Annotated in this window: 20 protein-coding genes and 1 pseudogene; 16 read left to right on the top strand and 5 right to left on the bottom strand. The window is 60.7% G+C overall.

Features of this window, described 5'->3' with window-relative positions; translation table 11 throughout:
• The first annotated feature begins 102 nt into the window (after nucleotides 1-102).
• The 11 genes from rpsF to J3P92_RS22540 all read left to right on the top strand — a co-directional run bounded on the left by rpsF (nucleotide 103) and on the right by J3P92_RS22540 (nucleotide 14,861).
• Entirely contained in the window at nucleotides 103-531 is a 429-nt protein-coding gene (gene rpsF / locus J3P92_RS22590) for a 30S ribosomal protein S6 (protein ID WP_420766197.1), read from the top strand.
• A 28-nt stretch (nucleotides 532-559) separates the two neighbouring features.
• Complete coding sequence (rpsR, locus tag J3P92_RS22585; protein WP_002551829.1) at nucleotides 560-790, top strand: 30S ribosomal protein S18; 231 nt, start codon at nucleotides 560-562, stop codon at nucleotides 788-790.
• 36 nt (nucleotides 791-826) lie between these two features.
• A complete protein-coding gene (locus tag J3P92_RS22580) occupies nucleotides 827-1,720 on the top strand; it encodes a hypothetical protein (RefSeq protein WP_420766198.1) in 894 nt (297 codons plus the stop codon).
• Between the two features lie 18 nt (nucleotides 1,721-1,738).
• Nucleotides 1,739-2,185, top strand: coding sequence for a 50S ribosomal protein L9 (gene rplI, locus J3P92_RS22575; protein ID WP_003186385.1), 447 nt, complete (start codon nucleotides 1,739-1,741; stop codon nucleotides 2,183-2,185).
• A 117-nt stretch (nucleotides 2,186-2,302) separates the two neighbouring features.
• Nucleotides 2,303-3,700, top strand: coding sequence for a replicative DNA helicase (gene dnaB / locus J3P92_RS22570; protein ID WP_420766199.1), 1,398 nt, complete (start codon nucleotides 2,303-2,305; stop codon nucleotides 3,698-3,700).
• A 188-nt stretch (nucleotides 3,701-3,888) separates the two neighbouring features.
• The gene (locus J3P92_RS22565; protein WP_420766200.1) at nucleotides 3,889-6,189 is read left to right on the top strand and encodes a YgiQ family radical SAM protein; all 2,301 of its coding nucleotides are present in this window, start codon (nucleotides 3,889-3,891) and stop codon (nucleotides 6,187-6,189) included.
• A gap of 297 nt (nucleotides 6,190-6,486) precedes the next feature.
• A complete protein-coding gene (locus J3P92_RS22560) occupies nucleotides 6,487-7,413 on the top strand; it encodes an NAD synthetase (RefSeq protein WP_420766201.1) in 927 nt (308 codons plus the stop codon).
• Nucleotides 7,410-7,871, top strand: a complete 462-nt coding sequence (locus J3P92_RS22555; RefSeq protein ID WP_420766202.1) for a hypothetical protein — start codon at nucleotides 7,410-7,412, stop codon at nucleotides 7,869-7,871. The genes J3P92_RS22560 and J3P92_RS22555 overlap by 4 nt, the downstream gene beginning before the upstream one ends.
• A 175-nt stretch (nucleotides 7,872-8,046) precedes the next feature.
• Nucleotides 8,047-11,340 carry a DUF2126 domain-containing protein gene (locus J3P92_RS22550; RefSeq protein ID WP_434649117.1) on the top strand — a complete coding sequence of 1,098 codons (3,294 nt, stop codon included), beginning with the start codon at nucleotides 8,047-8,049 and terminating at the stop codon, nucleotides 11,338-11,340.
• A 141-nt stretch (nucleotides 11,341-11,481) separates the two neighbouring features.
• On the top strand, nucleotides 11,482-13,968 hold the full coding sequence (locus tag J3P92_RS22545; RefSeq protein WP_434649115.1) for a circularly permuted type 2 ATP-grasp protein: 2,487 nt from the start codon (nucleotides 11,482-11,484) through the stop codon (nucleotides 13,966-13,968).
• Entirely contained in the window at nucleotides 13,968-14,861 is an 894-nt protein-coding gene (locus J3P92_RS22540) for a transglutaminase family protein (RefSeq protein WP_420766205.1), read from the top strand. Before J3P92_RS22545 ends, J3P92_RS22540 begins: the two co-directional genes overlap by 1 nt.
• A 121-nt stretch (nucleotides 14,862-14,982) precedes the next feature.
• Here the strand turns inward: J3P92_RS22540 and J3P92_RS22535 are convergent, their stop codons facing one another.
• Nucleotides 14,983-15,174, bottom strand: coding sequence for a hypothetical protein (locus J3P92_RS22535; protein WP_434649113.1), 192 nt, complete (start codon nucleotides 15,172-15,174; stop codon nucleotides 14,983-14,985).
• Between the two features lie 68 nt (nucleotides 15,175-15,242).
• Complete coding sequence (locus J3P92_RS22530) at nucleotides 15,243-15,830, bottom strand: TIGR00730 family Rossman fold protein (protein ID WP_434649111.1); 588 nt, start codon at nucleotides 15,828-15,830, stop codon at nucleotides 15,243-15,245.
• A 339-nt stretch (nucleotides 15,831-16,169) separates the two neighbouring features.
• Between J3P92_RS22530 and azu the strand changes: the two genes are divergently transcribed.
• The gene (azu, locus tag J3P92_RS22525) at nucleotides 16,170-16,616 is read left to right on the top strand and encodes an azurin (RefSeq protein WP_434560950.1); all 447 of its coding nucleotides are present in this window, start codon (nucleotides 16,170-16,172) and stop codon (nucleotides 16,614-16,616) included.
• Nucleotides 16,617-16,796: 180 nt separating this feature from the next.
• On the opposite strand, the gene nadE is transcribed toward azu, so the two are convergent.
• The 3 genes from nadE to J3P92_RS22510 form a co-directional block, all read right to left on the bottom strand.
• Nucleotides 16,797-17,624, bottom strand: a complete 828-nt coding sequence (gene nadE, locus J3P92_RS22520) for an ammonia-dependent NAD(+) synthetase (protein WP_420766209.1) — start codon at nucleotides 17,622-17,624, stop codon at nucleotides 16,797-16,799.
• Nucleotides 17,625-17,628: 4 nt separating this feature from the next.
• Complete coding sequence (gene pncB, locus J3P92_RS22515) at nucleotides 17,629-18,855, bottom strand: nicotinate phosphoribosyltransferase (RefSeq protein ID WP_420766210.1); 1,227 nt, start codon at nucleotides 18,853-18,855, stop codon at nucleotides 17,629-17,631.
• Nucleotides 18,856-18,991: 136 nt separating this feature from the next.
• Nucleotides 18,992-19,903 carry a LysR family transcriptional regulator gene (locus J3P92_RS22510; protein ID WP_420766211.1) on the bottom strand — a complete coding sequence of 304 codons (912 nt, stop codon included), beginning with the start codon at nucleotides 19,901-19,903 and terminating at the stop codon, nucleotides 18,992-18,994.
• A 191-nt stretch (nucleotides 19,904-20,094) separates the two neighbouring features.
• Here J3P92_RS22510 and amaB point away from each other — a divergent pair, with 191 nt between their 5' ends.
• The 4 genes and pseudogenes from amaB (at nucleotide 20,095) to J3P92_RS22490 (ending at nucleotide 25,627) form a co-directional block, all read left to right on the top strand.
• Nucleotides 20,095-21,585, top strand: coding sequence for an L-piperidine-6-carboxylate dehydrogenase (amaB, locus tag J3P92_RS22505; RefSeq protein WP_434649109.1), 1,491 nt, complete (start codon nucleotides 20,095-20,097; stop codon nucleotides 21,583-21,585).
• Between the two features lie 147 nt (nucleotides 21,586-21,732).
• Nucleotides 21,733-23,014 (top strand): annotated as a pseudogene (amaA, locus tag J3P92_RS22500) (L-pipecolate oxidase).
• Nucleotides 23,015-23,384: 370 nt separating this feature from the next.
• Nucleotides 23,385-24,521 (top strand): ABC transporter substrate-binding protein, encoded by a 1,137-nt coding sequence (locus J3P92_RS22495; RefSeq protein ID WP_420766214.1) that lies wholly within the window; start codon nucleotides 23,385-23,387, stop codon nucleotides 24,519-24,521.
• Between the two features lie 191 nt (nucleotides 24,522-24,712).
• Nucleotides 24,713-25,627: an ABC transporter permease subunit gene (locus J3P92_RS22490; protein WP_420766215.1), complete on the top strand. Its 915-nt coding sequence runs from the start codon at nucleotides 24,713-24,715 to the stop codon at nucleotides 25,625-25,627.
• Nucleotide 25,628 lies beyond the last annotated feature (1 nt).

The raw sequence follows: 25,628 nt of genomic DNA, 5'->3' as shown, positions 1-25,628 counted from the left end.
ATGGCAGGCACTTATGTGTCTAGCGTCCTCAAGTCCATAAGTGTCATTCACTCCTTGTCTGACCGTTTTTGAGCGGCAGGCTACAACCCGTAAGGAGCATTCATGCGTCATTACGAAATCATCTTTTTGGTCCACCCGGATCAAAGCGAGCAAGTCGGCGGCATGGTTGAGCGTTACACCAAGCTGATCGAAGAAGACGGCGGCAAAATCCACCGTCTGGAAGATTGGGGCCGTCGTCAACTGGCCTACGCAATCAACAATGTTCACAAGGCTCACTACGTGATGCTGAACGTTGAGTGCACCGGCAAGGCCCTGGCCGAGCTGGAAGACAACTTCCGCTACAACGATGCAGTGATCCGTAACCTGGTCATCCGTCGCGAAGAAGCCATCACTGGCCAATCCGAGATGCTCAAGGCTGAAGAAAACCGCAGTGAGCGCCGTGAGCGTCGCGACCGTCCTGAGCATTCTGACAGCGCCGAAGGCGATGACAGCGATAGCGACAGCGACAACAGCGATAACGCTGACGAGTAATCCACGGACCTTTTAAGGAGCCAATCACATGGCACGTTTCTTCCGTCGTCGTAAATTCTGCCGCTTCACCGCTGAAGACGTGAAAGAGATCGATTACAAAGATCTCAACACTCTGAAAGCCTACGTATCCGAGACCGGCAAAATCGTTCCAAGCCGTATCACCGGTACCAAAGCTCGTTATCAGCGTCAGCTGGCCACCGCTATCAAGCGCGCCCGCTTCCTGGCCCTGCTGGCCTACACCGACAGCCACGGCCGCTGAGACCGGGCAGTCGACAAGTAGTAAGGGATTGAATGCATGCGCGCCTTAGCTGACTTCATCATGCGGGGACGTATGCAGGCCACTCTTGTAGTGGCTGGATGTGCGGCATTGCCGTTGTTGTACTGGTTGGGTGCTGCCGCCGGGAGTCTTGTACTCCTGCGGCGCGGATTGAGGGACGCCTTGGGCGTTCTTGCTCTGGGACTTCTGCCAGCCTTGCTCTGGTGGATGTATTCCGCGGACCCGCGTGCAGTCATGGTGCTGCTGGGGTCTTCGGCGCTGGCGTTGGTGTTGCGCGCCAGCGAATCCTGGAACCGCGTGCTGCTGGTCAGCATAGCGATAGGTGTGGTGTTTTCAGTGGTGCTCGGGGTGGCTTTTGCGCCCCAGATCGAGATGCTGTCGCAGGCTTTGATAAAAATCCTGCCCGAGGCACTCGGTGATCTCTACCAACGGATGTCGGTAGAAGAGCAGGCGCGTTTCGCGTCCCTGATCGCCCCCGTCCTGACCGGACTGATTGCGGCCTTGTTGCAGATCGTCAGTGTGCTGAGCCTGGTTATCGGGCGCTACTGGCAGGCGTTGTTGTACAACCCGGGTGGTTTTGGTCGCGAGTTTCGCGCCATCCGTTTCCCGCTTGGGCTGGCGATGTTGCTGTTGGCGGGCATGCTTCTGGGGCCGAACTTCGGTCCGCAGATGGCAATGCTCACGCCGTTGTGCAGTGTACCGCTGGTCTTTGCCGCCCTGTCCCTGATTCACGGGCTGGTGGCGCAAAAGCGACTGGCCAGATTCTGGCTGGTGGGGTTGTACGTCACGTTGCTGCTGTTCATGCAGCTGATCTATCCGTTGCTGGTGGTCCTGGCCATCGTCGACAGCCTGATTGATTTTCGCGGTCGTATGGCGCCGAAAGACGCCGACAACGCGAACGGTGAAGGTTAAAAGTTAGAGGATTTTCACATGCAACTGATCCTTCTGGAAAAAATCGCCAACCTGGGCAACCTGGGCGACAAAGTAAACGTTAAGGCCGGCTACGGTCGTAACTACCTGCTGCCTTTCGGCAAGGCCACCGCTGCGACCGCTGCCAACCTGGCTGCGTTCGAAGAGCGTCGCGCCGAGCTGGAAAAAGCCGCCGCAGACCGTAAGGCATCGGCTGAAAGCCGTGCTGCCCAACTGGCCGAGCTGGAAGTGACCATCACTGCCACCGCTGGCGACGAAGGCAAGCTGTTCGGTTCGATCGGTACTCACGACATCGCTGACGCACTGACCGCCTCCGGCGTTGAAGTTGCGAAAAGCGAAGTTCGTCTGCCGAACGGCACCATCCGCAACGTAGGCGAATTCGACGTAGCCGTGCACCTGCACGCCGAAGTTGAAGCCACCGTACGCGTTGTCGTGGTAGCAGCCTAAGCAACACCTGTCGGCTGGCACCCTCGGGTGCTTGCCGGTAACATCGGGCACGATCCTGTCTACAGGTCGTGCCCTTTGTCTTTCTGCAATTGCTGAATTTCATAACCAGACGTGGCCATGAACGAAATCACCGCCCCCGAGCAATATGATCTGCAAACCGCTGCCCTGAAGGTGCCTCCACATTCCATCGAGGCCGAACAGGCCGTGCTCGGTGGCCTGATGCTGGACAACAACGCCTGGGAGCGTGTGCTCGATCAAGTTTCCGACGGCGATTTCTACCGGCATGACCACCGCCTGATTTTCCGCGCGATCGCCAGGCTGGCCGACCAGAACATGCCGATCGACGTCGTGACCCTGGCCGAGCAATTGGACAAGGAAGGGCAGACGTCCCAAGTCGGCGGCCTCGGTTACCTGGGCGAACTGGCGAAAAACACACCGTCGGTCGCCAATATCAAGGCGTACGCACAGATCGTGCGCGAGCGGGCAACCTTGCGTCAGCTGATCGGCATCAGCACCGAGATCGCCGACAGCGCGTTCAACCCGGAAGGACGCACCGCCGCCGAGATCCTCGACGAAGCCGAGCGGCAGATCTTCCAGATCGCCGAGGCACGACCGAAAACCGGCGGCCCGGTGAGCGTCAACGACCTGTTGACCAAGGCCATCGACCGCATCGACACCTTGTTCAACACCGACAACGCCATTACCGGTTTGTCCACTGGCTACACCGACCTCGACGAGAAGACCAGCGGCCTGCAGCCGTCCGACCTGATCATCGTCGCCGGCCGTCCGTCCATGGGTAAGACGACCTTTGCGATGAACCTGGTGGAAAACGCCGTGCTGCGCAGCGACAAAGCGGTGCTGGTGTACTCCCTCGAGATGCCAGGCGAATCGCTGATCATGCGTATGCTCTCGTCCCTGGGGCGTATCGACCAGACCAAGGTCCGTTCCGGCCAACTGGAAGACGACGATTGGCCGCGCCTGACCTCGGCGGTCAACCTGCTCAACGACCGCAAGCTGTTCATCGACGACACGGCGGGGATCAGCCCATCGGAAATGCGCGCCCGGACCCGCCGCCTGGTGCGTGAGCACGGCGACATCGCGCTGATCATGATCGACTACCTGCAATTGATGCAGATCCCCGGGTCCAGCGGTGACAACCGGACCAACGAGATTTCCGAGATCTCCCGTTCCCTCAAGGCCCTGGCCAAGGAATTCAACTGCCCGGTGGTGGCCCTGTCCCAGTTGAACCGCTCGCTGGAACAGCGTCCGAACAAACGCCCGGTGAACTCCGACTTGCGGGAATCCGGAGCGATCGAGCAGGACGCCGACGTGATCATGTTCGTCTACCGTGACGAGGTGTATCACCCCGAGACCGAGCACAAGGGTATCGCCGAAATCATCATCGGCAAGCAGCGGAACGGCCCGATCGGCTTTGTTCGCCTGGCCTTCATCGGCAAATACACACGCTTCGAGAACCTGGCGCCGGGTAGCTACAATTTTGATGATGATGAGTAAGTTCTTCGTCGCCTGATCCGCCCCTATCGCGAGCGGGCTCGCTCCCACCCTGGAATGCATTCCTCTGTGGGAGCGAGCCTGCTCGCGATAGGAGCGCCACCAATTTCCGACCATAGCCGTCGGAATTGGTTATTTTTTGTGCTATATTCCGCGCCCGCGATTTTTCATCCTTTATACCGGTCATCGACATGCAAGCAGCCAAGCCGTTATTTGACTATCCCAAGTACTGGGCCGAATGTTTCGGCCCGGCGCCGTTCCTGCCCATGAGCAGGGAGGAGATGGATCAGCTCGGCTGGGATTCGTGCGACATCATCATCGTGACCGGTGATGCCTACGTCGATCACCCGTCGTTTGGCATGGCGATCATTGGTCGTTTGCTGGAAGCCCAGGGCTTTCGTGTCGGTATCATTGCGCAGCCGAACTGGCAGTCCAAAGACGATTTCATGAAGCTCGGCGAGCCTAATCTGTTTTTCGGTGTCGCGGCCGGCAACATGGACTCGATGATCAACCGCTACACCGCCGACAAGAAAATCCGTTCCGATGACGCCTACACCCCAGGTGGCCTGGCGGGCAAGCGGCCGGACCGTGCGAGTCTGGTCTATAGCCAGCGCTGCAAGGAAGCCTATAAGCACGTACCCATTGTGCTGGGCGGTATCGAAGCGTCCCTGCGTCGCATTGCTCACTACGATTATTGGCAGGACCGGGTGCGCAACTCGATCCTGATCGACGCCTGCGCCGACATCCTGCTCTACGGCAACGCCGAGCGAGCGATCGTCGAAGTCGCCCAGCGCCTGTCCTACGGCCACAAGATCGAAGACATCACCGATGTGCGCGGCACCGCCTTCATCCGCCGTGACACGCCGCAAGGCTGGTATGAAGTCGATTCCACGCGCATTGACCGTCCGGGCAAGATCGACAAGATCATCAACCCGTACGTGAATACCCAGGACACCGCTGCTTGCGCCATCGAGCAAGAGAAGGGGCCGGTTGAGGACCCGAGCGAAGCCAAGGTCGTGCAGATCCTGGCGAGCCCGAAGATGACCCGCGACAAGACCGTGATCCGCCTGCCGTCGGTGGAAAAGGTCCGTGGCGACGCGGTGCTCTACGCCCACGCCAACCGTGTGTTGCACCTGGAAACCAACCCGGGGAACGCCCGTGCGCTGGTGCAGAAGCACGGCGAAGTCGACGTCTGGTTCAACCCGCCGCCCATTCCGATGACCACCGAAGAAATGGATTACGTGTTTGGCATGCCTTACGCACGTGTTCCTCATCCAGCGTACGGCAAGGAGAAAATCCCGGCCTACGAGATGATCCGTTTCTCGGTGAACATCATGCGCGGCTGCTTTGGTGGCTGCACCTTCTGCTCGATCACCGAGCACGAAGGGCGGATTATCCAGAACCGTTCCGAAGAGTCGATCATTCGCGAGATCGAAGAGATCCGCGACAAGGTTCCAGGCTTCACCGGTGTCATCTCCGACCTCGGCGGCCCGACCGCGAACATGTACCGCATCGCCTGCAAGAGCCCGGAAATCGAATCCGCGTGCCGCAAGCCGTCCTGCGTGTTCCCCGGCATCTGCCCGAACCTGAACACCGACCATTCTTCGCTGATCCAGCTGTACCGCAGCGCCCGGGCCTTGCCTGGGGTGAAGAAGATCCTGATTGCCTCCGGCCTGCGTTACGACCTGGCGGTCGAGTCGCCGGAATACGTCAAGGAGCTGGTGACGCACCACGTCGGCGGTTACCTTAAGATCGCCCCGGAGCATACCGAGGAAGGCCCGCTCAACCAGATGATGAAGCCGGGCATTGGCAGCTATGACAAGTTCAAGCGGATGTTCGAGAAGTACACCAAGGAAGCGGGGAAAGAGCAGTACCTGATTCCGTACTTCATTGCCGCCCACCCAGGCACCACCGACGAAGACATGATGAACCTGGCGCTGTGGCTCAAGGGCAACGGCTTCCGCGCCGACCAGGTGCAGGCGTTCTATCCGTCGCCGATGGCCACGGCCACCGCCATGTATCACTCGGGCAAGAACCCGTTGCGCAAGGTGACCTACAAGAGCGACGCGGTGACCATCGTCAAGAGCGAGGACCAGCGCCGTCTGCACAAGGCCTTCCTGCGCTATCACGACCCGAAAGGCTGGCCGATGCTGCGCGAGGCGCTGACCCGCATGGGTCGCGCCGACCTGATCGGGCCGGGCAAGCATCAGTTGATCCCGCTGCATCAGCCTTCGACCGACAGCTACCAGAGCGCTCGTCGCAAGAACTCGACGCCGGCTGGCAGCCACAAAGTGGGCAAGGAAACCACGAAGATCCTGACCCAGCACACCGGCCTGCCTCCGCGCGCCAGTGATGGCGGCAATGCCTGGGACAAGCGCGAGCAGGCCAAGGCCGCCGCGTTCGCCCGCAACCAGAAGGCCGCCAAGGAGCGCAAGGACGCGGCCAAGGGCAAGGGGCCCAAGCCGGCGCGCAAGCCTGTCGTGCCGCGCTGATCATCCGCCACCTAAAACGCCAGCTTAAATGCTGGCGTTTTGCTTTCTAGCGGGCGTGCTGGCTGTTTGTTATCGTGGCGACCGCCAACGGCGTGACGGCGGATGCATAGCTTTTTGTGGCGAAGGAGCTTGCTCCCGCTGGGCTGCGAAGCGGCCCCAACAATCCCATGCAATGTTCCCAGGCAGACCGTGCCGGCCGGTTTACGACGGCTTCGCCGCCGAGCGGGAGCAAGCTCCCTCGCCACAGGGGTTCTGTGTGGAAAGAATTAAATCCATCAATTTTCAAGGACGATTCATATGAGCAGCGCTACAACGGGCATCGGCATGGACCTGAACTTCTCCCAGTTCATGGCCCGCAAACGCATTGAAAGCCAAGTCAACCTGCCACGTCTGTTCGCCGCCATCGATGCCGACCCCAACATTGCCGGGGCGGGCGTGGTGTACATCGATTCCGAGTACAACGTAGTGACGCTGCGCGAATTCAAGCCGATTTGCAGCATCGCGCCCAAGCGAATCATCTTGCGCGAGGCCAAGAAGTACATCGCCCCGCAGCAATTCATCGATCAGGTAAAAAGCAGCCCGCGTGAGTCAAAGCTCGGGACTGAGTCGATGAATGCCGGTTTTTCCTGTGTCGCCGCTGTCATCGGTTGGGTGGTGGTGTTCAGTGGGAGCGTCGCTGTGCCGTTTACGGCGGGGGCCAGTGCCTTTGTCGTTGCGCTGGGCGCCGCTGCCGCGACGGCCAGTACCGCGCAATGCGTCATAGGCGGGATGCGGGTGGCGAATGAGTTGACCAATCCTACTGGCAACGATGAGATGAACGACGCCGATTGGTACAACATCGTAAGCCCCATTCTTGACGGTGTTTCCCTTGTCGGCGTCGGTGGCTCGGCTCTCACGACTGTTCGGCTGCTAAAGGCCAGCAAAGCAGCGGGCACCGGGAAGAGCTGGTATCAGTTGCTCAAAGGCCTGAGTCGTCAGGAGCGCAGCAAACTGACAAAGGAATTGTTGACCCTGAAAGATCCGAGTCTTACCGCCAAGCTGCTTAAACTGCAGCAACGAGCGGGCGCCTTGCCCAAGCGTTATTCCTCCGCTGAAATCAGGCATGCCACGCTGACTCAGATAAAGGATTCTCTCGGCGGCGCTTTGGGGATCATCGGCAGTTATACCGGTGATGGCGCCGTGAAGACTGTTGCCGTCGGGCTGTATGAGGAGTTCACGGAATGATCGGCGGCGGATCACTGAGGCAGTTCCTCGCCCGTTATTTTCCGGTGTTCATGGGGGCGATCTTTCTGGGCTGCTTTTCCGGGTCTACGCTGCTCGTTTTGTGCGCAGGTACTTATTGGCGTGCCTTGGAGCCTTCCGTCAGGAGCAACTACGTTGGTCTCGGCACTTTGGCTCTAGTAAGTGTCCTGGTCTTGGGCAATCTCATGATCGCACGCGGGCGCGCCTGGGCGATCTGGTGCGTGGCGGGTTATTTCCTCGCTTGCCTGGCGGCGGTGCTGCCGACGTTCGCTTATGGACCGCACCAAGGTGTTTACGTGTTTGCAGTGCTGTTGCCGCTACTGGGGCTATTGCTGCTCAATAGCAAACGCCACCGGGAAATGCGCAGCGAACTCATCGAAATCCGTCACCAACGCGAACGCATCATCCAGTCCGCCAAGGCCTCGCGCCCGCGCCGCTGAGTCGATTCGCTACCCTCTGCGCCGCATTTATGTGCGGCCTTCGCAGATCAATACAGGCATCGCGCGGTTTTAGTGCTCTACTGCCCTGAGTAGAGGTTGAAAGTGTCCGGCCTGCCTGCATGGCATAAGTCTTGCGCCGCTTTCGATAACGCCCAGGCTCCGCAGGAGGCACGCCGTGTCGATCCATGTCGCTTTGCACCATGTCACACACTATCGCTACGAGCGCGCTGCCGAACTCGGTCCACAGATCGTTCGCCTGCGTCCGGCGGCCCATAGCCGCACGCGCATTCTTTCGTACGCGCTGAAGGTTTCCCCCGATCAGCATTTCATCAATTGGCAGCAGGATCCCCAGGGCAATTACCTCGCGCGGCTGGTGTTCCCGGAAAAGACAGATGAGCTGCGGGTGGAGGTCGATCTGGTCGCCGAGATGGCGGTGTTCAATCCGTTCGATTTTTTCCTCGAGCCTTACGCCGAGAAAATCCCGTTCACCTATGCGGCTGACGAAAAACACGAGCTGATGCCCTACCTGGAAAAGCTTCCGCTGACGCCGAAATTCAAGGCGTATCTGGACAGCGTCGACCGCACGCCGTTGCCAGCGGTGGACTTTCTGGTGGCGCTCAACCAGCGCTTGAGCGAAGACATCAACTACCTGATCCGCATGGAGCCGGGCGTGCAGACGCCGGAGCATACGTTGGAGCACGCGTCCGGCTCCTGTCGCGACTCGGCCTGGCTGCTGGTGCAGCTGTTGCGTCACTTGGGCCTGGCGGCGCGTTTTGTCTCCGGTTACTTGATCCAGCTGACCGCCGATGTGAAAAGCCTCGACGGCCCGTCCGGTACGGAAGTGGATTTCACCGACCTGCATGCCTGGTGCGAAGTGTACCTGCCCGGCGCCGGATGGATCGGCCTCGATGCCACGTCCGGGTTGTTCGCCGGCGAAGGGCATATCCCATTGGCGTGTAGTCCTGATCCGTCCTCGGCGGCGCCCATCAGTGGCCTGGTGGAACCGTGCGAGTGTGAGTTCAGCCACGAGATGTCCGTCGAGCGAATCTGGGAAGCGCCACGGGTCACCAAACCCTACACCGAAGAACAATGGCTGGCGATCCAGGCGTTGGGTCGGCAGATCGATGCGGACCTGCAGGAAGGTGACGTGCGCCTGACCATGGGCGGTGAGCCGACCTTCGTTTCCATCGATGACCCGGACGGCGCCGAGTGGAACACCGCGGCGCTTGGACCGGACAAGCGCCGCCTCAGCGCAGAATTGTTCCAGCGCATGCGCGAACATTACGCGCCGCAGGGGCTGGTGCATTTCGGCCAGGGCAAGTGGTACCCCGGCGAGCAATTGCCGCGTTGGTCGCTCAACTGCTATTGGCGGCGTGACGGGGTGCCGATCTGGCACGACAGCGCGTTGATTGCCGACGAGAAAAAAGACTACGGCGCCGATGGCGAATTGGCTGGGCGTTTTCTGGCGAGTGTCGCTGAACGCTTGAAAATTCCCACGCAATTCGTGTTTCCCGCCTACGAGGATAATTTCCATTATCTCTGGCGCGAAGGCTCGTTGCCTTCGAACGTGACGGCTGAGGATTCCCGTCTGGAAGACCCGTTGGAGCGGGCGCGATTGCGCAAGGTCTTCAGCCAGGGGCTGGGCAAGGTGGTCGGTCAGGTCCTGCCGCTGGCACGCACCGCCAAGGGCGACCAATGGCAAAGCGGGCGCTGGTACCTGCGCGACGATCATTGCCGGCTGGTGCCGGGGGATTCGCCACTGGGCTACCGCCTGCCGCTGGCGTCTCAGCCGTGGGTGACGGCGGCCGAATATCCGTTCATCCACCCCACCGACCCGAACCAGGATTTGCCCGAGCTACCCGACACCGAGCAGTTGAAGCATCACGGCGAGCCGGCGCTGGAACAGGAGCGCGTGCCAAAGGTCGACGAATCGGCCGATTGGCTGACCCGCACCGCCTTCTGCGCAGAGGCCAGGGAAGGGCGGCTGTACCTGTTCATGCCACCGCTGGAGCGGGTCGAGGATTACCTGGAGTTGGTCAGCGCCATCGAAGCGACGGCGCAGGAACTGGGTTGCCCTGTTTTGTTGGAGGGCTACGAGCCACCGAGCGATCCGCGCCTGAGCAATTTTCGTATCACGCCAGACCCAGGTGTCATCGAGGTCAACGTGCAGCCTTCGGCAACTTGGGAAGAATTGGTCGAGCGCACCGAGTTTCTTTACGAGCAAGCGCGACTGAACCGGCTGACCACCGAGAAATTCCTGATCGATGGCCGGCACACCGGTACCGGTGGCGGTAACCATTTCGTACTGGGCGGCGCGACACCGGCAGATTCACCGTTCCTGCGGCGCCCGGACTTGCTGCGTAGCCTGATCAGCTACTGGCACAACCACCCGTCATTGTCCTACCTGTTTTCCGGATTGTTCATCGGCCCGACATCCCAGGCACCGCGCGTGGACGAGGCGCGCAACGATGCGTTGTATGAGTTGGAAATAGCCTTTGCGCAAATGCCACAGCCTGGCGACGAATGCCCGCCGTGGTTGGTGGATCGGCTGCTGCGCAACCTGCTGATCGACGTCACCGGCAACACCCATCGCGCCGAGTTTTGCATCGACAAGCTCTATTCGCCGGACGGCGCCACCGGACGGCTCGGCTTGCTGGAGCTGCGCGCTTTCGAAATGCCGCCCCACGCGCGCATGAGCCTGACCCAGCAATTGCTGTTGCGGGCGCTGGTGGCGCGGTTCTGGCGCGAGCCCTATGCACCGGCCAAACTGGCGCGCTGGGGCACCGAGCTGCATGATCGTTTCCTGTTGCCGCACTTAATCGAGCAGGATTTTGCCGAGGTCATCGAAGAGTTGAATGGCGCCGGCTACCCGCTGCGTGCCGAGTGGTTCGCCGCGCACCTGGAGTTTCGCTTTCCCAAAGTGGGCGACTACGCAGTCAACGGTGTCGAGCTGCAGTTGCGCCAGGCGCTGGAGCCTTGGCATGTGCTGGGGGAAGAGGGCTCGGCGGGCGGCACGGTGCGTTATGTGGACTCGTCCCTGGAGCGGTTGCAGATCAAGCTTACGGGGCTGGCGCCACAACGTTACCTGCTGACCTGCAATGGCGTGCCGGTGCCGTTGCAGCCCACCGGCCGGGTGGGGGAGTTTGTCGCCGGGGTACGTTTCCGTGCGTGGCAACCGTTCAACTGCTTGCAGCCGACCATCCCGGTCCATGCGCCGTTGGTCTTCGATGTGCTCGACACCTGGATGCAGCGCTCCCTGGGCGGCTGCCAATACCACGTGGCGCATCCGGGCGGGCGCAACTATGACAGCCTGCCTGTCAACGCCAACGAAGCGGAGAGCCGGCGGATGGCGCGATTCTTCCGTATCGGACATACGCCCGGAAAATTGCCGATACCCAGCCTTGCGGTGGATGACGAGTTTCCCTTCACGCTCGATCTGCGACGCTTTCACCGGACCTCAAAAAGCTAGCTGGACCTTGTGGCGGGGGATAAATCCCCTCGCCACGATTGCACTCTGAAAACCCAGGTCGGATCCAACACAAACACACCTATCCGGGCGTCATGCGCTTGCGCTAGTCTCACCTATCATCGCTGTCCTGCCGAGCTTTCCATGCCTGACCTGCTTGACCGTTACCCGCTGACGACGGGGACCTATCACGAACTGCTGGACGGCAGCGGCGCGGTGCGTGCGCACTGGCAACGGCTGTTCGACCAGTTGCAGCGCAGCACGCCGGGCCAATTGGTCCAGCGCCAGGCACTGCTGGCACGGCAGATCCAGGAAAACGGTGTCACCTATAACGTCTATGCCGACCCTAAGGGCGCCGACCGGCCGTGGGAGCTGGACCTTCTGCCCCACGTCATCGACGCCCAGGAATGGAAGCTGTTGTCGGCCGGCATTGCCCAGCGCGCGCGTTTGCTCAATGCGGTACTGGCCGACCTGTACGGACCGCAGCGGCTGATCAGTGAAGGGCTGCTGCCAGCGGAGCTGGTCTTCGGACACAACAATTTCCTCTGGCCTTGCCAGGGCATCGCTCCGCCGGACGGTGATTTCCTGCACTTGTATGCCGTGGATCTGGCGCGTGCGCCCGACGGCCGCTGGTGGGTCACCGCCGATCGGACCCAGGCGCCCTCAGGGGCGGGTTATGCGCTGGAAAACCGCATGATCGTCTCTCGTGCCTTTCCCGATCTCTATCGCGACCTGAAGGTGCGGCATCTGTCCGGTTTCTTCCGCACCTTGCAGGAAACCCTGGCGCGACAGGCCCCCAGCGATGGCGAGCCGCCGCTGGTGGTATTGCTCACGCCGGGACGATTCAACGAAAGCTATTTCGAACATCTCTACCTGGCGCGCCAACTCGGCTATCCCCTTGTGGAGGGCGGTGACCTGACCGTTCGGGACGCCACGGTGTACCTCAAGACCCTCAGCGGCCTGCGCCGGGTTCACGCGATCATGCGTCGGCTCGACGACGATTTCTGCGACCCCCTGGAGTTACGCACCGATTCGGCCCTTGGCGTACCCGGATTGCTGGACGCGGTGCGCCAGGGCCGGGTACTGGTGGCCAATGCCCTGGGCAGTGGCGTGCTGGAATCGCCAGGTCTGCTGGGCTTCCTGCCGCGGATCAACCAGTATCTGTTCGGCGAAGAACTGCTGCTGCCCTCCATCGCTACGTGGTGGTGCGGCGAGCCGCCGGTGCTGGCCCAGGCGCTGGAGAAATTGCCCCAGTTGTTGATCAAGCCGGCGTTTCTTTCCCAGAGTTTCGCACCGGTGTTCGGCCGCGATCTGAACGAGGAGCAGCGCGGCCAGCTGGCGGCGCGCATGCAGGCTCGGCCCTATGCGTATGTCGCCCAAGAGTTGGCGCAACTGTCCCAGGCTCCGGTGTGGCAGGCCGAACACGGTCAGCTCCAGCCCCGGGCGATCGGCATGCGCGTGTATGCCGTAGCGGGAAAAGACGATTATCGGGTCTTGTCCGGCGGCCTGGCCCGAGTGGCCGCCGAGGCCGATGCCGAAGTGGTATCGATGCAGCGCGGCGGTGCCAGCAAGGACACCTGGGTGCTTGGAGAGCAGGCACCCGGCGGCGAGCAATGGAAGGCCCAGCGTACCGTGGGTGTTCACGACCTGGTGCGGCGTGATCCGTACCTGCCCTCTCGGGTGGTGGAAAACCTGTTCTGGTTCGGTCGCTACTGCGAGCGTTGCGATGACAGTGCGCGTCTTTTGCGGATCATGTTGGCGCGGTACGTCGATGGCGATGACCCCCAGGCCTTGCAATCGGCGGTGTCTCTGGGCGAAAGCCTGATGTTGTTGCCTGAGGAGGGGGCATTGCCCGAGCGCTTGCTGGCTGCAGTTCTGGGGGATGACTGGTCGTTCAGCCTGCGCTCCAACCTGCAGCGCTTGCAGTGGGCGGCCTCGCAGGTGCGCGGCAAGCTGTCGCGGGAGAACTGGCAGGCACTGGTGGAGTTGCAGCGTGAAGCCATGGAGCTGGAAACCAGCGAGCCGGATTTCGGCGAGCTGTTGGATTTCCTCAACCGCCTGGTGATGTCCCTGGCCGCATTGTCGGGGTTCGCCTTGGACGACATGACGCGCGACGAGGGTTGGCGTTTTCTCATGATCGGCCGACGCCTGGAGCGCTTGCAATTTCTCAGCAGCAGCCTGGCGGCGTTCCTGCGGGGCGAGGCGGTATTCGATCAGGCCGGGCTGGAATGGTTGTTGGAATTGGGCAACAGCAGTATCACGTACCGCTCGCGCTACCTGGCGGTGGCGCAGTTGATTCCGGTGCTCGACCTGTTGTTGCTGGACGAACAGAACCCCCATGCGGTGCTTTTCCAATTGAAACTGGTGGCGCGCACCCTCAAGCGCTTGAACGATGATTTTGCCGCGCCGAGAGAAACCGCCCTGCCGGAGTTGGTGGCGCGCCTTTCGCGGTTCGACTTGCGGTGCCTGGAGAATCCGCTGTTCGGTGAGGCCAGCTTGCGCGCGGCGGTCGATGGCCTGGCCGATCTGTTACAGGAAGTCGCCGACGTCAGCGCCCAGGTCTCCGATCGCCTGGCCTTGCGACACTTCGCCCACGTTGACGATGTCAGCCAACGCACGGTATCCGTCTGATGAGTGCCCGTTACCAGATCCTCCACGACACCCATTATCACTACGACAGCCCGGTGTCCCTCGCGCAGCAACTGGCTCATCTATGGCCGAGACACTGCGAATGGCAGCGCTGTACCGAGCAACAGCTGTCCATCAGCCCGGAGCCGACGACCCGCCGTGACGAACACGATGTATTCGGCAACCCGCTGACCCGCCTGGCTTTCGAGCGGCCTCACGATGAGCTGCTGGTCAACGCCCGGCTGAGCGTCGAGGTGCTGGCGCGGCCCGCGTTGGATTTCAACCTGTCGCCGGCCTGGGAGTCGACCGGTAACGCCTTGACCTACAGCGGCCGGCCCCTGACGGCACAATGGATGGACGCGTGCCGCTACCGTTTCGAATCACCCTACGTGCATCTCAAGCGCAGCTTCGTGGAGTTTTCCGAGAGCTGTTTCCCGGCCGGCCGACCGTTGATGGTCGGTGTGCGGGCGCTGATGGAAAAAATCTTCGAGGAGTTCACCTTCGATGCCGAGGCCACCCAGGTCGCGACACCGCTGGTAGAAGTGCTGGAGCGACGCCGGGGTGTCTGTCAGGACTTCGCCCATCTGATGTTGGCCTGCGTGCGTTCCCGCGGGTTGGCGGCGCGGTATGTCAGTGGCTACCTGCTGACCCAGCCACCGCCCGGCCAGGCCCGGCTGATCGGGGCCGATGCGTCACACGCCTGGGTCTCGGTGTTCTGCCCGGTGCTGGGCTGGGTGGACTTCGACCCGACCAACAACGTGCAGCCGGCGCTGGAACACATCACCTTGGCCTGGGGGCGGGATTTTTCCGATGTGTCGCCGCTGCGCGGGGTGATCCTGGGGGGCGGTACCCATGATCCGGATGTTCGGGTGACGGTGATGCCGCTGGAGTCATAAGAAGATCCATCGTGGGAGCGAGCCTTCTCGCCAAAGCGGCGGTTCAGCCAGCATGGAAGGGCCAGGCAAACCGTCATCGCGAGCAAGCTCGCTTCCACAGGGCATCGGCGGAACGCTGAATTCAGGCGTCGGGTGCCTGGTCTTTCGGCACATCCACATCGTGTTCTGCCGCCACGTCGCCGTCGCCGTCGCTGTCCGGGTTCAGGGCCGCTTCTTCAGCCGAAGCCTTCTTGCGCTGGAGCTTTTCCTCTTTCTTCTGCTCCTTGGCCAGGTCTCTTTGACGTTTGGCGAAGGAATAATTGGGTTTAGCCATGGGCGATCCTCTGGGGTCGAAGGTGAGGTTGAGCGGCGCGTATTCTGCCCTGTATCGGGACCGAGCCGTTAGCTTGGTTTTTGTTCGGCCCACTTTGGCTGCACGGACGGTTGCCATTCGTCCAGCGCATCGAGCAGTGTGTGCGCAGATTCGCTCACCTGCAGCATGTCACGATGCGGCGCGCGGACGAAGCCTTCGCCGACGATATGATCGAGGAAGCCGGTGAGCTTGCTGTAGAAACCGTTCACTTCCAGCAGCCCCAGCGGCTTGCCGTGATAACCGAGCTGACCCCAGGTCCAGACTTCGAACAGTTCCTCCAGGGTGCCGAGCCCGCCGGGCAAGGCGATGATGGCGTCGCTGAGCTCAGCCATGCGGGCCTTGCGCGCATGCATGCCGTCTACCACTTCAAGGCGCGTCAGGCCGCTGTGACCGATTTCCTTGTCTTTCAAACTTTGCGGGATGATGCCAATCACTTCGCCGCCAGCGGCGAGGGCTGCATCGGCAACGACACCCATAAGACCGACCGCGCCACCGCCGTAGACCAAGGTGAGTTTTCGTTCGGCCAAAGCACGGCCCAGGGCCTGGGCCGCTTCCAGATAGGCCGGGTGGCTGCCGGTGCTGGCGCCGCAAAATACACAAACAGACGCTATGGACATGCTTCACTCCGCGATTCGATGACCGGACCAGAGTAAAGCCTGCCCTTTGTTGCGCAAAGAATTAAACCTCGCGGCGAGGTTTTTCATAGGTGCCACTGGCACCGCAGGCGTAGGCGGCGAGCAAGCTGCATAACAGGCTGTTGAGGTTCATGACCAGCACTCCAGGGTTGATGGGACAGATCTTAGAGGTGCGTCATACTTCTGGCCGGTTGATTCTGTCCATCAGGCTGATAGTCTTAAGTTGTATACAATCTTTGACTCAGGTCATAGGAACTTGCCAGAAAATCAGGCAGTCTTCCCCTCTGACGGATTTCGTTAACCATGCTTTGGAGATTCATGATGTTCGCCAAACTTGTAGCAGTATCCCTGTTGACGCTGGCCAGCAGCCAACTGATGGCAGCGGAGTGCAAGACCACCATCGATTCCACCGACCAGATGACCTTCAGCACCAAGGCCATCGAAATCGATAAGAGCTGCAAGACGTTCACCGTTGAGCTGACTCACTCGGGTAACCTGCCGAAAAACGTGATGGGTCATAACTGGGTGCTGAGCAAAGAGGCCGACATGCAGCCGATCGCCACCGATGGCCTGGGCGCCGGTATCGACAAGAACTATCTCAAGGAGGGTGACGCCCGCGTTATCGCACACACCAAGGTTATCGGCGCCAAGGAAACCGACTCGGTGACTTTCGATGTCTCTAAGCTGGACGCTGCCGAGAAGTACGGTTTCTTCTGCTCGTTCCCGGGCCACATCTCGATGATGAAAGGCACGGTTACCCTGAAGTAACAAATTTCAGGCAGAAAAAAGCGCCCCCGTGCAGGGCGCTTTTTTTATACCAGGCCAAAACCCGCCCCTGTGGGAGCGAGCTTGCTCGCGATGACGGCAGTACATTCAGCAGCGATGCAAGCTGATCCACCGCTATCGCGAGCAAGCTCGCTCCCACAGGGACTGTCCACCAAATGGTGGTCAAGGAGCGTACGGCATCACTCGCTTGTGCTCGGTCTTGCGGTAGGTGTCGCAGATAATCTTCGCCGCTTCTTCGCGAATCGGTTGGCCATGCAGGAACGCGTCGATCTCGGCATAGGTCACGCCGTGGGCCGCTTCGTCCGGCTTGCCAGGCGACAGGTCTTCCAGGTCGGCGGTGGGGACTTTTTCCACCAGCGATTCCGGCGCGCCAAAGTCGCGGGCGATGGCCCGGACCTGGTTTTTCACCAGCCCACTCAGCGGCGCCAGGTCGCAGGCGCCGTCACCGAACTTGGTGAAGAACCCCATCACCGCTTCGGCCGCATGATCGGTGCCGATCACCATGCCCTGTTCGGCGCCGGCGATGGTGTATTGCGCCACCATGCGCATCCGCGCCTTGGTATTGCCCAACACGAAATCCCGCGAGCCCGGCGCCTTGCCCTCGAACGCGAGGACTTCCTTGGCCAATGCCTTGACCGCCGGGCCGATATTGACGGTATGGCGCTCGTCTGGCTCGATGAAATCGACACAGGCCTGGGCTTCGTGTTCGTCGAACTGGGTCTCGTACGGTAAGCGCACGGCAACGAACTTGTACGCCGCATTGCCGGTTTTTTCCCGCAACTCGCGCACGGCACGCTGGGCCAACAGGCCGGCGGTCAACGAGTCGACCCCGCCGCTGATGCCCAGTACCAGGCTCTTGAGCCCGGAGTTGACGAGGCAGTCCTGGATGAAGCTCACCCGACGAGCGATTTCGGCCTTGAGGGCGGCGTCATCGGCAAATGGCGGTTGGACCTTGAGCTGTTCAGCAATCTCACGCTGTACGGCTTGCATGAATTCACTCCTTGCTTGATGTGCCAGAAAGGGCGGCAGGTACTTGGAAAACATGTCGCATATAGGCGACGAAATTCGGGTCCTTGCAGTGGGTCTTACCGGGCTCGTCTGAAATCTTGGCCACGGGTTGCCCGTCACAACTGATCATTTTAAGCACGATGCTCATGGGCTCCACGCCTGGAATGTCACAGGTCAGGTTGGTCCCGATACCAAAGCTCACATTAATGCGACCACGCAAGGCGCGGAAAATCTCCAGGCATTTTGGCAATGTCAGGCTGTCGGAGAACACCAGGGTCTTGCTCATCGGGTCGATACCCAGCTTGTGATAGTGGGCAATGGCTTTCTCGGCCCAGATGACCGGGTCACCCGAATCATGGCGCAAGCCGTCAAACAGCTTGGCGAAGAACAGATCGAAATCCTTGAGGAAGGCGTCCATGGTGATGCAATCGGTCAGCGCGATGCCCAGCAGCCCTCGGTATTCGCGCACCCAGCAGTCGAGCGCGGCGATCTGACTGTCGATCAGCCTTGGGCCCAGTTGCTGGTGAGCCATGATCCACTCATGGGCCATGGTGCCCAAGGGTTTCATGTCCAGTTCACGGGACAGATGCACGTTGCTGGTGCCGACGAAGCGTCCCGGAAAGTCGTGCTTGAGCACGTTGACCACTTCTTCCTGGGTTCGGTAGGAGAACCGACGGCGGGTGCCGAAATCGGCCACTTGCAGTTCGGACAATTCCTCGGCACTGGCATTGGCGTTCAGCCAGTCGAACTTGCGATAAAGCTGTTCCCGCGCCTGTTCCAGAACGATTTCACGGTAGCGATAGCGGTTGCGCACTTCGCTGACAATGGCCAGCAAAGGCACTTCGAACAGGATGACGTGCAGCCATGGCCCGCGCAGGCGGATAAACAGCTCGCCGTTTTCGATGCCCGTGTGCACATAGCGCAGGTTGAAACGGAACAGGCCCAGAAAGCGCAGGAAATCCGGTTTCAAGAAGCAGATGCGTTCGAGAAAACCCAACTGGTCGGCGCTCAGGCTCAGCTCGGCCAAGCGTTCGATCTGGAAGCGGATCTCCGCAAGGTAGGGCCGCAGATCTTCGCTGTTTCGGCAGCGGAACTCCCACTCCACTTCGACGTTGGGGTAGTTATGCAGCACCGCCTGCATCATCGTCAGCTTGTAGAAGTCGGTGTCGAGCAGGTTCTGCACGATGCGATCGGCAAATACACTCTCGCTCATAACGTGAATCTCCAGACAGGTGGCTGCGGCGGGCAGCGGCGTACGGCAGTTCGTAGTGAAAGGGCTAGTGGCGCATAACCGTGGTGGGTTTTGCCAGTGTTTTTTGCCTCACACGCCTTCGTGGCGAGGAGCCCTCTTATTGTTGCGCAATATCAGCACCGTCGATCTGCTCCAACATCCACTCCACGAACATCCGCACCTTGGGCACTTCCGCCGAATGTTCCGGATAAGCCAGATAATAGGCATTGGTGCTGGGCATCGCATGCTGCCAGGGAATGACCAGCTTGCCGTCGGCCAGTTCTTCTTCCACCAGGAACCTGGGCAGCAGGGCCACGCCGCAGCCGACCTGGGCTGCGCGGATGCACATATAGAAGGTTTCGAAGCGCGGCCCGTGGTAGCTGTGTTCGGTGTGATAACCCAGGTCTTCGAACCAGTCGTGCCAAGCCTGTGGGCGCGAGGCGTTTTGCAGCAGGACCAGATCGGTCAGTTGCGTCGGGTCGGTGAAAGGCTGGTCCGGCAGGCTGCCCGGCGCGCAGACTGGCACCAGTTCTTCGCCGAACAGTTTCAAGGATTCAGTTCCGGGTCGTGAGGCTTGGCCAAAATAGAACGCCAGGTCACTGCGACCTTGCTGTAGGTCATCGGCCTCTTGCTCGCTGCACAGGTCCAGATGAATGCTGGGATGGCGCAGGCGCCAGCCCTTGAGCCGTGGGACCAACCAGCGCGCGCCGAACGTTGGTGGCGTAGACACGCGCAGGACTTCGGTGTCACCACCGTAGGAACGCAGGTAATGAGTGGACATCTCAACTTGGGTGAGGATTTTTCGTACTTCTCCCAGGTACAAATCCCCTGCGGGAGTCAATTGCAGGCGTCGACGCACGCGACGGAACAGCAAGTGCTGGAGCAACTCTTCCAACTGCGCGACCTGTTTGCTGACGGCGCTCTGGGTCAGGTTCAATTCTTCGGCGGCGCGGGTGAAGCTCAGGTGACGGGTCACTGCTTCGAAGCACTGCAGCGCGGTGATCGACGGCAAATAGCGTTTATTGAGCATGATGGAGCCTTATTTTTTGTCGCTCTGCTTTTGTGCTGAAGAGTCTGCTTCAGGGGCAGCATGAATAAACGGAATGATATCTCGCTTAAAGGTCGTTTGTTGGCAAGTCTCGGGCCAGCTACAACTACAGGTCTGATCAGCCGTGTTCGTCCGGCTGCCACCCCATTGTCTTTCGCTTGAGGAATTTACCCATGGTTGCTGCATTGCTTGATCGTCTGGGTGTCGACCCGGCCTTGTACCAGAACGGCACACAGCCAGTGCATTCGCCCATCGATGGCAGTCGCATCGGCGCGGTGAACTGGGAAGGCGCCGCCGAGGTCGAGCAGCAGGTCAGCCGGGCCGAGCATGCCTTTGACCTGTGGCGCAAGGTGCCGGCCCCCCGTCGTGGCGAGCTGGTGCGCCAGTTCGGCGATCTGTTGCGTGAATACAAGGCCGACCTCGGTGAACTGGTGTCCTGGGAAGCCGGCAAAATCACCCAGGAAGGCCTGGGCGAAGTGCAAGAGATGATCGACATCTGCGATTTCGCCGTCGGCCTGTCCCGCCAGCTTTACGGCCTGACCATCGCGTCGGAGCGCCCCGGCCATCACATGCGTGAGACCTGGCACCCGCTGGGCGTGGTCGGCGTAATCAGCGCCTTCAACTTCCCTGTTGCAGTCTGGGCCTGGAACACCACGTTGGCCCTGGTCTGCGGCAACCCGGTGATCTGGAAGCCTTCGGAAAAGACTCCGCTGACCGCCCTGGCGTGCCAGGCCTTGTTCGAGCGCGTACTGAAGAACTTCAGCGACGCGCCACCGTACCTGAGCCAGGTGATCATCGGCGGTCGCGATGCCGGCGAAGCCTTGGTGGACGACCCGCGCGTGGCGTTGATCAGCGCCACCGGCAGCACCCGCATGGGGCGTGAAGTGGCGCCGAAAGTCGCGGCGCGCTTCGCCCGCAGCATTCTCGAATTGGGCGGTAACAACGCCATGATTCTGGCCCCGAGCGCCGACCTGGACATGGCGGTGCGCGCGATCCTGTTCAGCGCCGTCGGCACCGCCGGCCAGCGCTGCACTACCTTGCGCCGGCTGATCGCCCATGAGTCGGTGAAGAAAGAAATCGTCACCCGGCTCAAGGCTGCTTACTCGAAAGTGCGCATCGGTCATCCGTTGGAAGGCAATCTGGTGGGCCCGCTGATCGACAAGCAAAGCTTCGAGAACATGCAGGACGCACTGGAGCAGGCCCTGAGCGAAGGCGGGCGGGTGTTTGGCGGCAAGCGCCAGCTCGAAGACCAGTTCCCGAATGCGTATTACGTTTCGCCCGCCATCGTCGAGATGCCGGAGCAAAGCGACGTGGTGCGCCATGAAACGTTCGCCCCGATCCTTTATGTAGTCGGCTACAAGGATTTCGCTGAAGCGCTGGACTTGAACAACTCCGTGCCCCAGGGCCTGTCCTCCTGCATTTTCACCACCGACGTGCGTGAAGCCGAGCAATTCATGTCGGCGGTGGGCAGCGACTGCGGCATCGCCAACGTCAACATCGGCCCGAGCGGCGCGGAAATCGGCGGCGCCTTCGGTGGCGAAAAGGAAACCGGCGGCGGTCGCGAATCCGGCTCCGATGCATGGCGCGCCTACATGCGCCGTCAGACAAACACCGTGAATTACTCGTTGGAGTTGCCGTTGGCGCAGGGGATTACGTTCGACTGAGAACCGGTCAAGTGTCCCTGTGGGAGCGAGTCTGCTCGCGATAGCGGTGTGCCAATCACTTCTGATGTGACTGATTCGCCGCCATCGCGAGCAGGCTCGCTCCCACATTGAATTGTGTGTTTGTTGGGTTTCTGTTGGAGTCTGGCAATGCCGTTACGCGAAGAATGTCTGTGGGAAAAACTGACGCCGCAAAGGCCTGAAAACACTGCGCTCACTGGCGAGATCAAGGTGGACGTCTGCGTCATCGGCGCAGGTTTTACCGGCCTGTCGGCGGCGGTGCATTTGCTGGAGCAAGGCAAGCGTGTCGCGGTGCTTGAAGCTCATCGGGCCGGGCATGGCGGATCGGGGCGTAACGTTGGGCTGGTGAATGCCGGCCTGTGGATTCCACCGGACGAGATCGAGGCTGGGTTTGGCGCGGCAGTGGGCAGCCAGCTCAACCGTATGCTGGGCGCCGCGCCGGCGTTGGTGTTCAGCCTTGTCGACAAGTACGCCATCGATTGCCAGCTGCGCCGCGAAGGCACCTTGCACATGGCCCATAACGCCCGGGGCGAGGCGGACCTGCGCAGCCGCGAAGAACAATGGAAGCGCCGTGGCGCGCCGGTTGAGCTGCTCACCGGCCAAGCCTGTGTCGATGCCACCGGCACCGACAAGATCGCCGCGGCGTTGCTCGATCGCCGGGCCGGCACGCTCAATCCGATGGCCTATGCCAGTGGACTGGCCAAAGCCGCCAAGGATCTTGGCGCCCAGATGTTCGACCATTCGCCGGTGACGCGGTTGGAGCGCCAAGGCCAGCGTTGGTCGGTTCAGACCGCCCAGGGCTCGGTGCTGGCCGAGCAAGTCGTGATCGCCTCCAACGCCTATACCGAGGGCGACTGGACCGAATTGCGGCGCAATTTTTTCCCCGGTTATTACTACCAGGTGGCCTCGGCCCCGCTGGACGACGAGGCGGCCCGACGCATCCTGCCGGGCGGGCAGGGCTCTTGGGATACCCGCCAGGTGTTGAGCAGCATTCGCCGGGACAAGGACGGTCGCCTGCTGCTGGGCAGCCTGGGCAACGGTAACCGCAAGCCAGCCTGGTTCCTCAAGGCCTGGGCTGACCGGGTGCAGCAGCACTATTTCCCTTACCTGAAGCCGGTGGAATGGGAATGCACCTGGACCGGTTGCATCGCTTTCACGCCTGATCATTTGATGCGTCTGTTCGAACCGGCACCCGGCCTAGTGGCAGTGACCGGTTACAACGGGCGGGGCGTGACCACCGGCACTGTCGTGGGCAAGGCATTTGCCGATTACCTGTGCCACGGCGATGCCAAGGCGCTGCCGATCCCCTTCGCCGATGCAGCCTTTGGCGGGTGTCGGCCTGCGCAGCTGCTTGTATGAAGCGGGCTTTTCGCTGTACCACGCGGGCCAGTGCTTGCGCATCGTCATCTGATTGTTGAAAAGTGTTTCTGATGGCGGCGTTTTTTAGTTGAACGTCTAGCCTGTTATGGTGCGGGTTGTAGCAGCCGCGCACCGACAGTGTGCAGTTCGGTGACGTAGGTTGTTACACAGTGGTTGCACGCCGTTTCATGCGGCGGTTGCAATGATGGCTCATGGAGGGTTTTACCTACTTTTAAATCAGGTTGCACCTCGTGCGGTTTAGACGGTTGCACGCCCTGTGAAAAAGGGCCCGAAACAGTCGAAATAACAATAAAGCAGCGACTTTTTTAAGAATAAAAAACCGATGGCACGGCCCTTGCTCTGAGCTTTTCAGTGAAGTGAAGTCGCAGTGCCAACTAAAAAAAACCTTGGAGCACCACCTCATGTCCCAGACGTTTTACAAGAAAGGCTTTCTGGCCCTCGCAGTGGCAACTGCGCTGGGTGTTTCTGCGTTTGCTCAAGCTGATGTGAAATTCGGTGTGGCGGGGCCGATGACCGGTGCCAACGCTGCGTTTGGCGAGCAATACATGAAAGGTGCGCAGGCAGCGGCCGATGTCATCAACAAAGCGGGTGGCGTCAACGGCGAAAAAATCGTACTGGTAGCCGGCGACGACGCCTGCGAACCCAAGCAAGCCGTGGCCGTGGCCAACCGTCTGGTTGACCAGGACAAGGTCATCGGTGTGGTCGGGCACTTCTGCTCGTCCAACACCATCCCGGCTTCCGAGGTCTATGACGAAGCCGGCGTCATCGCCATGACCCCCGGTTCGACCAACCCGGCCGTGACCGAGCGTGGCCTGAGCGCGATGTTCCGTATGTGCGGTCGTGACGACCAGCAAGGCATCGTGGCCGGCGACTACATCGTCGATGTTCTCAAGGGCAAGAAAGTCGTCGTGCTGCACGACAAGGACACCTACGGCCAAGGCCTGGCGGATGCCACCAAGGCACAACTGGCCAAGCGTGGTGTGACCCCGGTGTTGTACGAAGGCCTGACCCGTGGTGAAAAAGACTTCAGCGCCGTGGTCACCAAGATCCGTTCGGCCGGTGCCGACGTGGTCTACTTCGGCGGCCTGCATCCGGAAGCCGGCCCGTTGGTTCGCCAGCTGCGCGAACAAGGCCTCAAGGACGTGAAATTCATGTCCGATGACGGCATCGTCACCGACGAACTGGTCACCACCGCTGGCGGCGCGCAATACGTCGATGGCGTGTACATGACCTTTGGCGCCGACCCACGCCTGCTGCCCGACAGCAAGGCCGTAGTAGACGCTTTCCGTGCCCAGGGCGTCGAGCCTGAAGGCTACACGTTGTACGCCTATGCGTCGGTCCAGGCCTTGGCCGCCGGCTTCAACGGCGCCAAGTCCAACAAGGGCGAAGACGCTGCCAAGTGGCTGAAAGCCAACCCGGTGAAAACCGTCATGGGCGAAAAAACCTGGGATTCCAAGGGTGACCTGAAAGTCTCCGACTACGTGGTCTACCAGTGGGACAAGGATGGCAAATACCACCAGTTGGAAAAACAGAAGTAATTTGAAGGGATGACTAGCCTGTGGCGAGGGAGCAAGCTCCCTCGCCACAGAGACTGTGCTCACCCTGTCCTGATTGGCATTAGCCAACGGCCCGTCTGTTTTTTTCTACGAGCCGCACATTTTTGGGCGCTGGGCTTCGAACCCGTCGTCGCGTCCCCGGGATGTGCTGTCTCACTGCGTGAGATTGCGTTATGGATGGTATTTTCCTGCAGCAACTGATCAATGGCCTGACCCTCGGGTCGGTCTATGGTCTGATCGCCATCGGCTACACAATGGTCTACGGCATCATCGGCATGATCAACTTCGCCCACGGCGAGGTTTACATGATTTCCGCTTACCTCGCGGCAATCAGTCTGGCTCTGCTGGCTTACTTCGGTATCGAATCCTTTCCGCTGATGATCCTTGGCACCCTTGTGTTCACGGTCGTGGTCACCGGGGTCTACGGCTGGGTCATCGAACGCGTCGCCTACAAACCCCTGCGCAACTCAACCCGGCTGGCACCGCTGATCAGTGCCATCGGCATTTCGCTGATCCTGCAAAACTATGCACAGATCAGCCAGGGCGCCCGTCAACAGGGTGTTCCGACACTGCTTGAAGGCGCCATGCGCGTCGACATCGGTACCGGTTTCGTGCAGCTCACCTACACCAAGATCTTCATTCTGATCGCCGCGTTCGCCGGCATGGCGCTGCTGACCTACATCATCAAGTACACCAAGCTCGGACGCATGTGCCGCGCCACCCAGCAAGACCGCAAGATGGCCTCGATCCTGGGGATCAACACCGACCGGGTGATTTCCTACGTGTTCATCATCGGTGCAGCCATGGCGGCCCTGGCCGGTGTGCTGATCACCATGAACTACGGCACCTTCGACTTCTATGCCGGCTTCATCATCGGCATCAAGGCGTTCACCGCGGCGGTACTCGGCGGCATCGGCTCCCTGCCTGGGGCGATGCTCGGCGGGATCATCCTCGGGATTTCCGAGTCGCTGTTCTCCGGTCTGATCAACTCCGACTACAAAGACGTGTTCAGTTTCTCGCTGCTGGTGCTGATTCTGATCTTCCGTCCCCAAGGCCTGTTGGGTCGCCCACTCGTGGCGAAGGTGTAAG

This window comes from Pseudomonas sp. D3-27, assembly GCF_051132165.1.
Classification (GTDB): domain Bacteria; phylum Pseudomonadota; class Gammaproteobacteria; order Pseudomonadales; family Pseudomonadaceae; genus Aquipseudomonas.
The sequence above is the reverse complement of the archived record's forward strand: the minus strand, read 5'-3'. Positions and strand labels throughout refer to the sequence as shown.

Excerpts from the sequence above, each read along its gene's own strand:
- rpsF (WP_420766197.1), top strand. The coding sequence starts at position 103 with ATGCGTCATTACGAAATCATCTTTTTGGTCCACCCGGATCAAAGCGAG.
- rpsR (WP_002551829.1), top strand. The coding sequence starts at position 560 with ATGGCACGTTTCTTCCGTCGTCGTAAATTCTGCCGCTTCACCGCTGAA.
- J3P92_RS22580 (WP_420766198.1), top strand. The coding sequence starts at position 827 with ATGCGCGCCTTAGCTGACTTCATCATGCGGGGACGTATGCAGGCCACT.
- rplI (WP_003186385.1), top strand. The coding sequence starts at position 1,739 with ATGCAACTGATCCTTCTGGAAAAAATCGCCAACCTGGGCAACCTGGGC.
- dnaB (WP_420766199.1), top strand. The coding sequence starts at position 2,303 with ATGAACGAAATCACCGCCCCCGAGCAATATGATCTGCAAACCGCTGCC.
- J3P92_RS22565 (WP_420766200.1), top strand. The coding sequence starts at position 3,889 with ATGCAAGCAGCCAAGCCGTTATTTGACTATCCCAAGTACTGGGCCGAA.
- J3P92_RS22560 (WP_420766201.1), top strand. The coding sequence starts at position 6,487 with ATGAGCAGCGCTACAACGGGCATCGGCATGGACCTGAACTTCTCCCAG.
- J3P92_RS22555 (WP_420766202.1), top strand. The coding sequence starts at position 7,410 with ATGATCGGCGGCGGATCACTGAGGCAGTTCCTCGCCCGTTATTTTCCG.
- J3P92_RS22545 (WP_434649115.1), top strand. The coding sequence starts at position 11,482 with ATGCCTGACCTGCTTGACCGTTACCCGCTGACGACGGGGACCTATCAC.
- J3P92_RS22540 (WP_420766205.1), top strand. The coding sequence starts at position 13,968 with ATGAGTGCCCGTTACCAGATCCTCCACGACACCCATTATCACTACGAC.
- J3P92_RS22535 (WP_434649113.1), bottom strand. The coding sequence starts at position 15,174 with ATGGCTAAACCCAATTATTCCTTCGCCAAACGTCAAAGAGACCTGGCC.
- J3P92_RS22530 (WP_434649111.1), bottom strand. The coding sequence starts at position 15,830 with ATGTCCATAGCGTCTGTTTGTGTATTTTGCGGCGCCAGCACCGGCAGC.
- azu (WP_434560950.1), top strand. The coding sequence starts at position 16,170 with ATGTTCGCCAAACTTGTAGCAGTATCCCTGTTGACGCTGGCCAGCAGC.
- nadE (WP_420766209.1), bottom strand. The coding sequence starts at position 17,624 with ATGCAAGCCGTACAGCGTGAGATTGCTGAACAGCTCAAGGTCCAACCG.
- pncB (WP_420766210.1), bottom strand. The coding sequence starts at position 18,855 with ATGAGCGAGAGTGTATTTGCCGATCGCATCGTGCAGAACCTGCTCGAC.
- J3P92_RS22510 (WP_420766211.1), bottom strand. The coding sequence starts at position 19,903 with ATGCTCAATAAACGCTATTTGCCGTCGATCACCGCGCTGCAGTGCTTC.
- amaB (WP_434649109.1), top strand. The coding sequence starts at position 20,095 with ATGGTTGCTGCATTGCTTGATCGTCTGGGTGTCGACCCGGCCTTGTAC.
- J3P92_RS22495 (WP_420766214.1), top strand. The coding sequence starts at position 23,385 with ATGTCCCAGACGTTTTACAAGAAAGGCTTTCTGGCCCTCGCAGTGGCA.
- J3P92_RS22490 (WP_420766215.1), top strand. The coding sequence starts at position 24,713 with ATGGATGGTATTTTCCTGCAGCAACTGATCAATGGCCTGACCCTCGGG.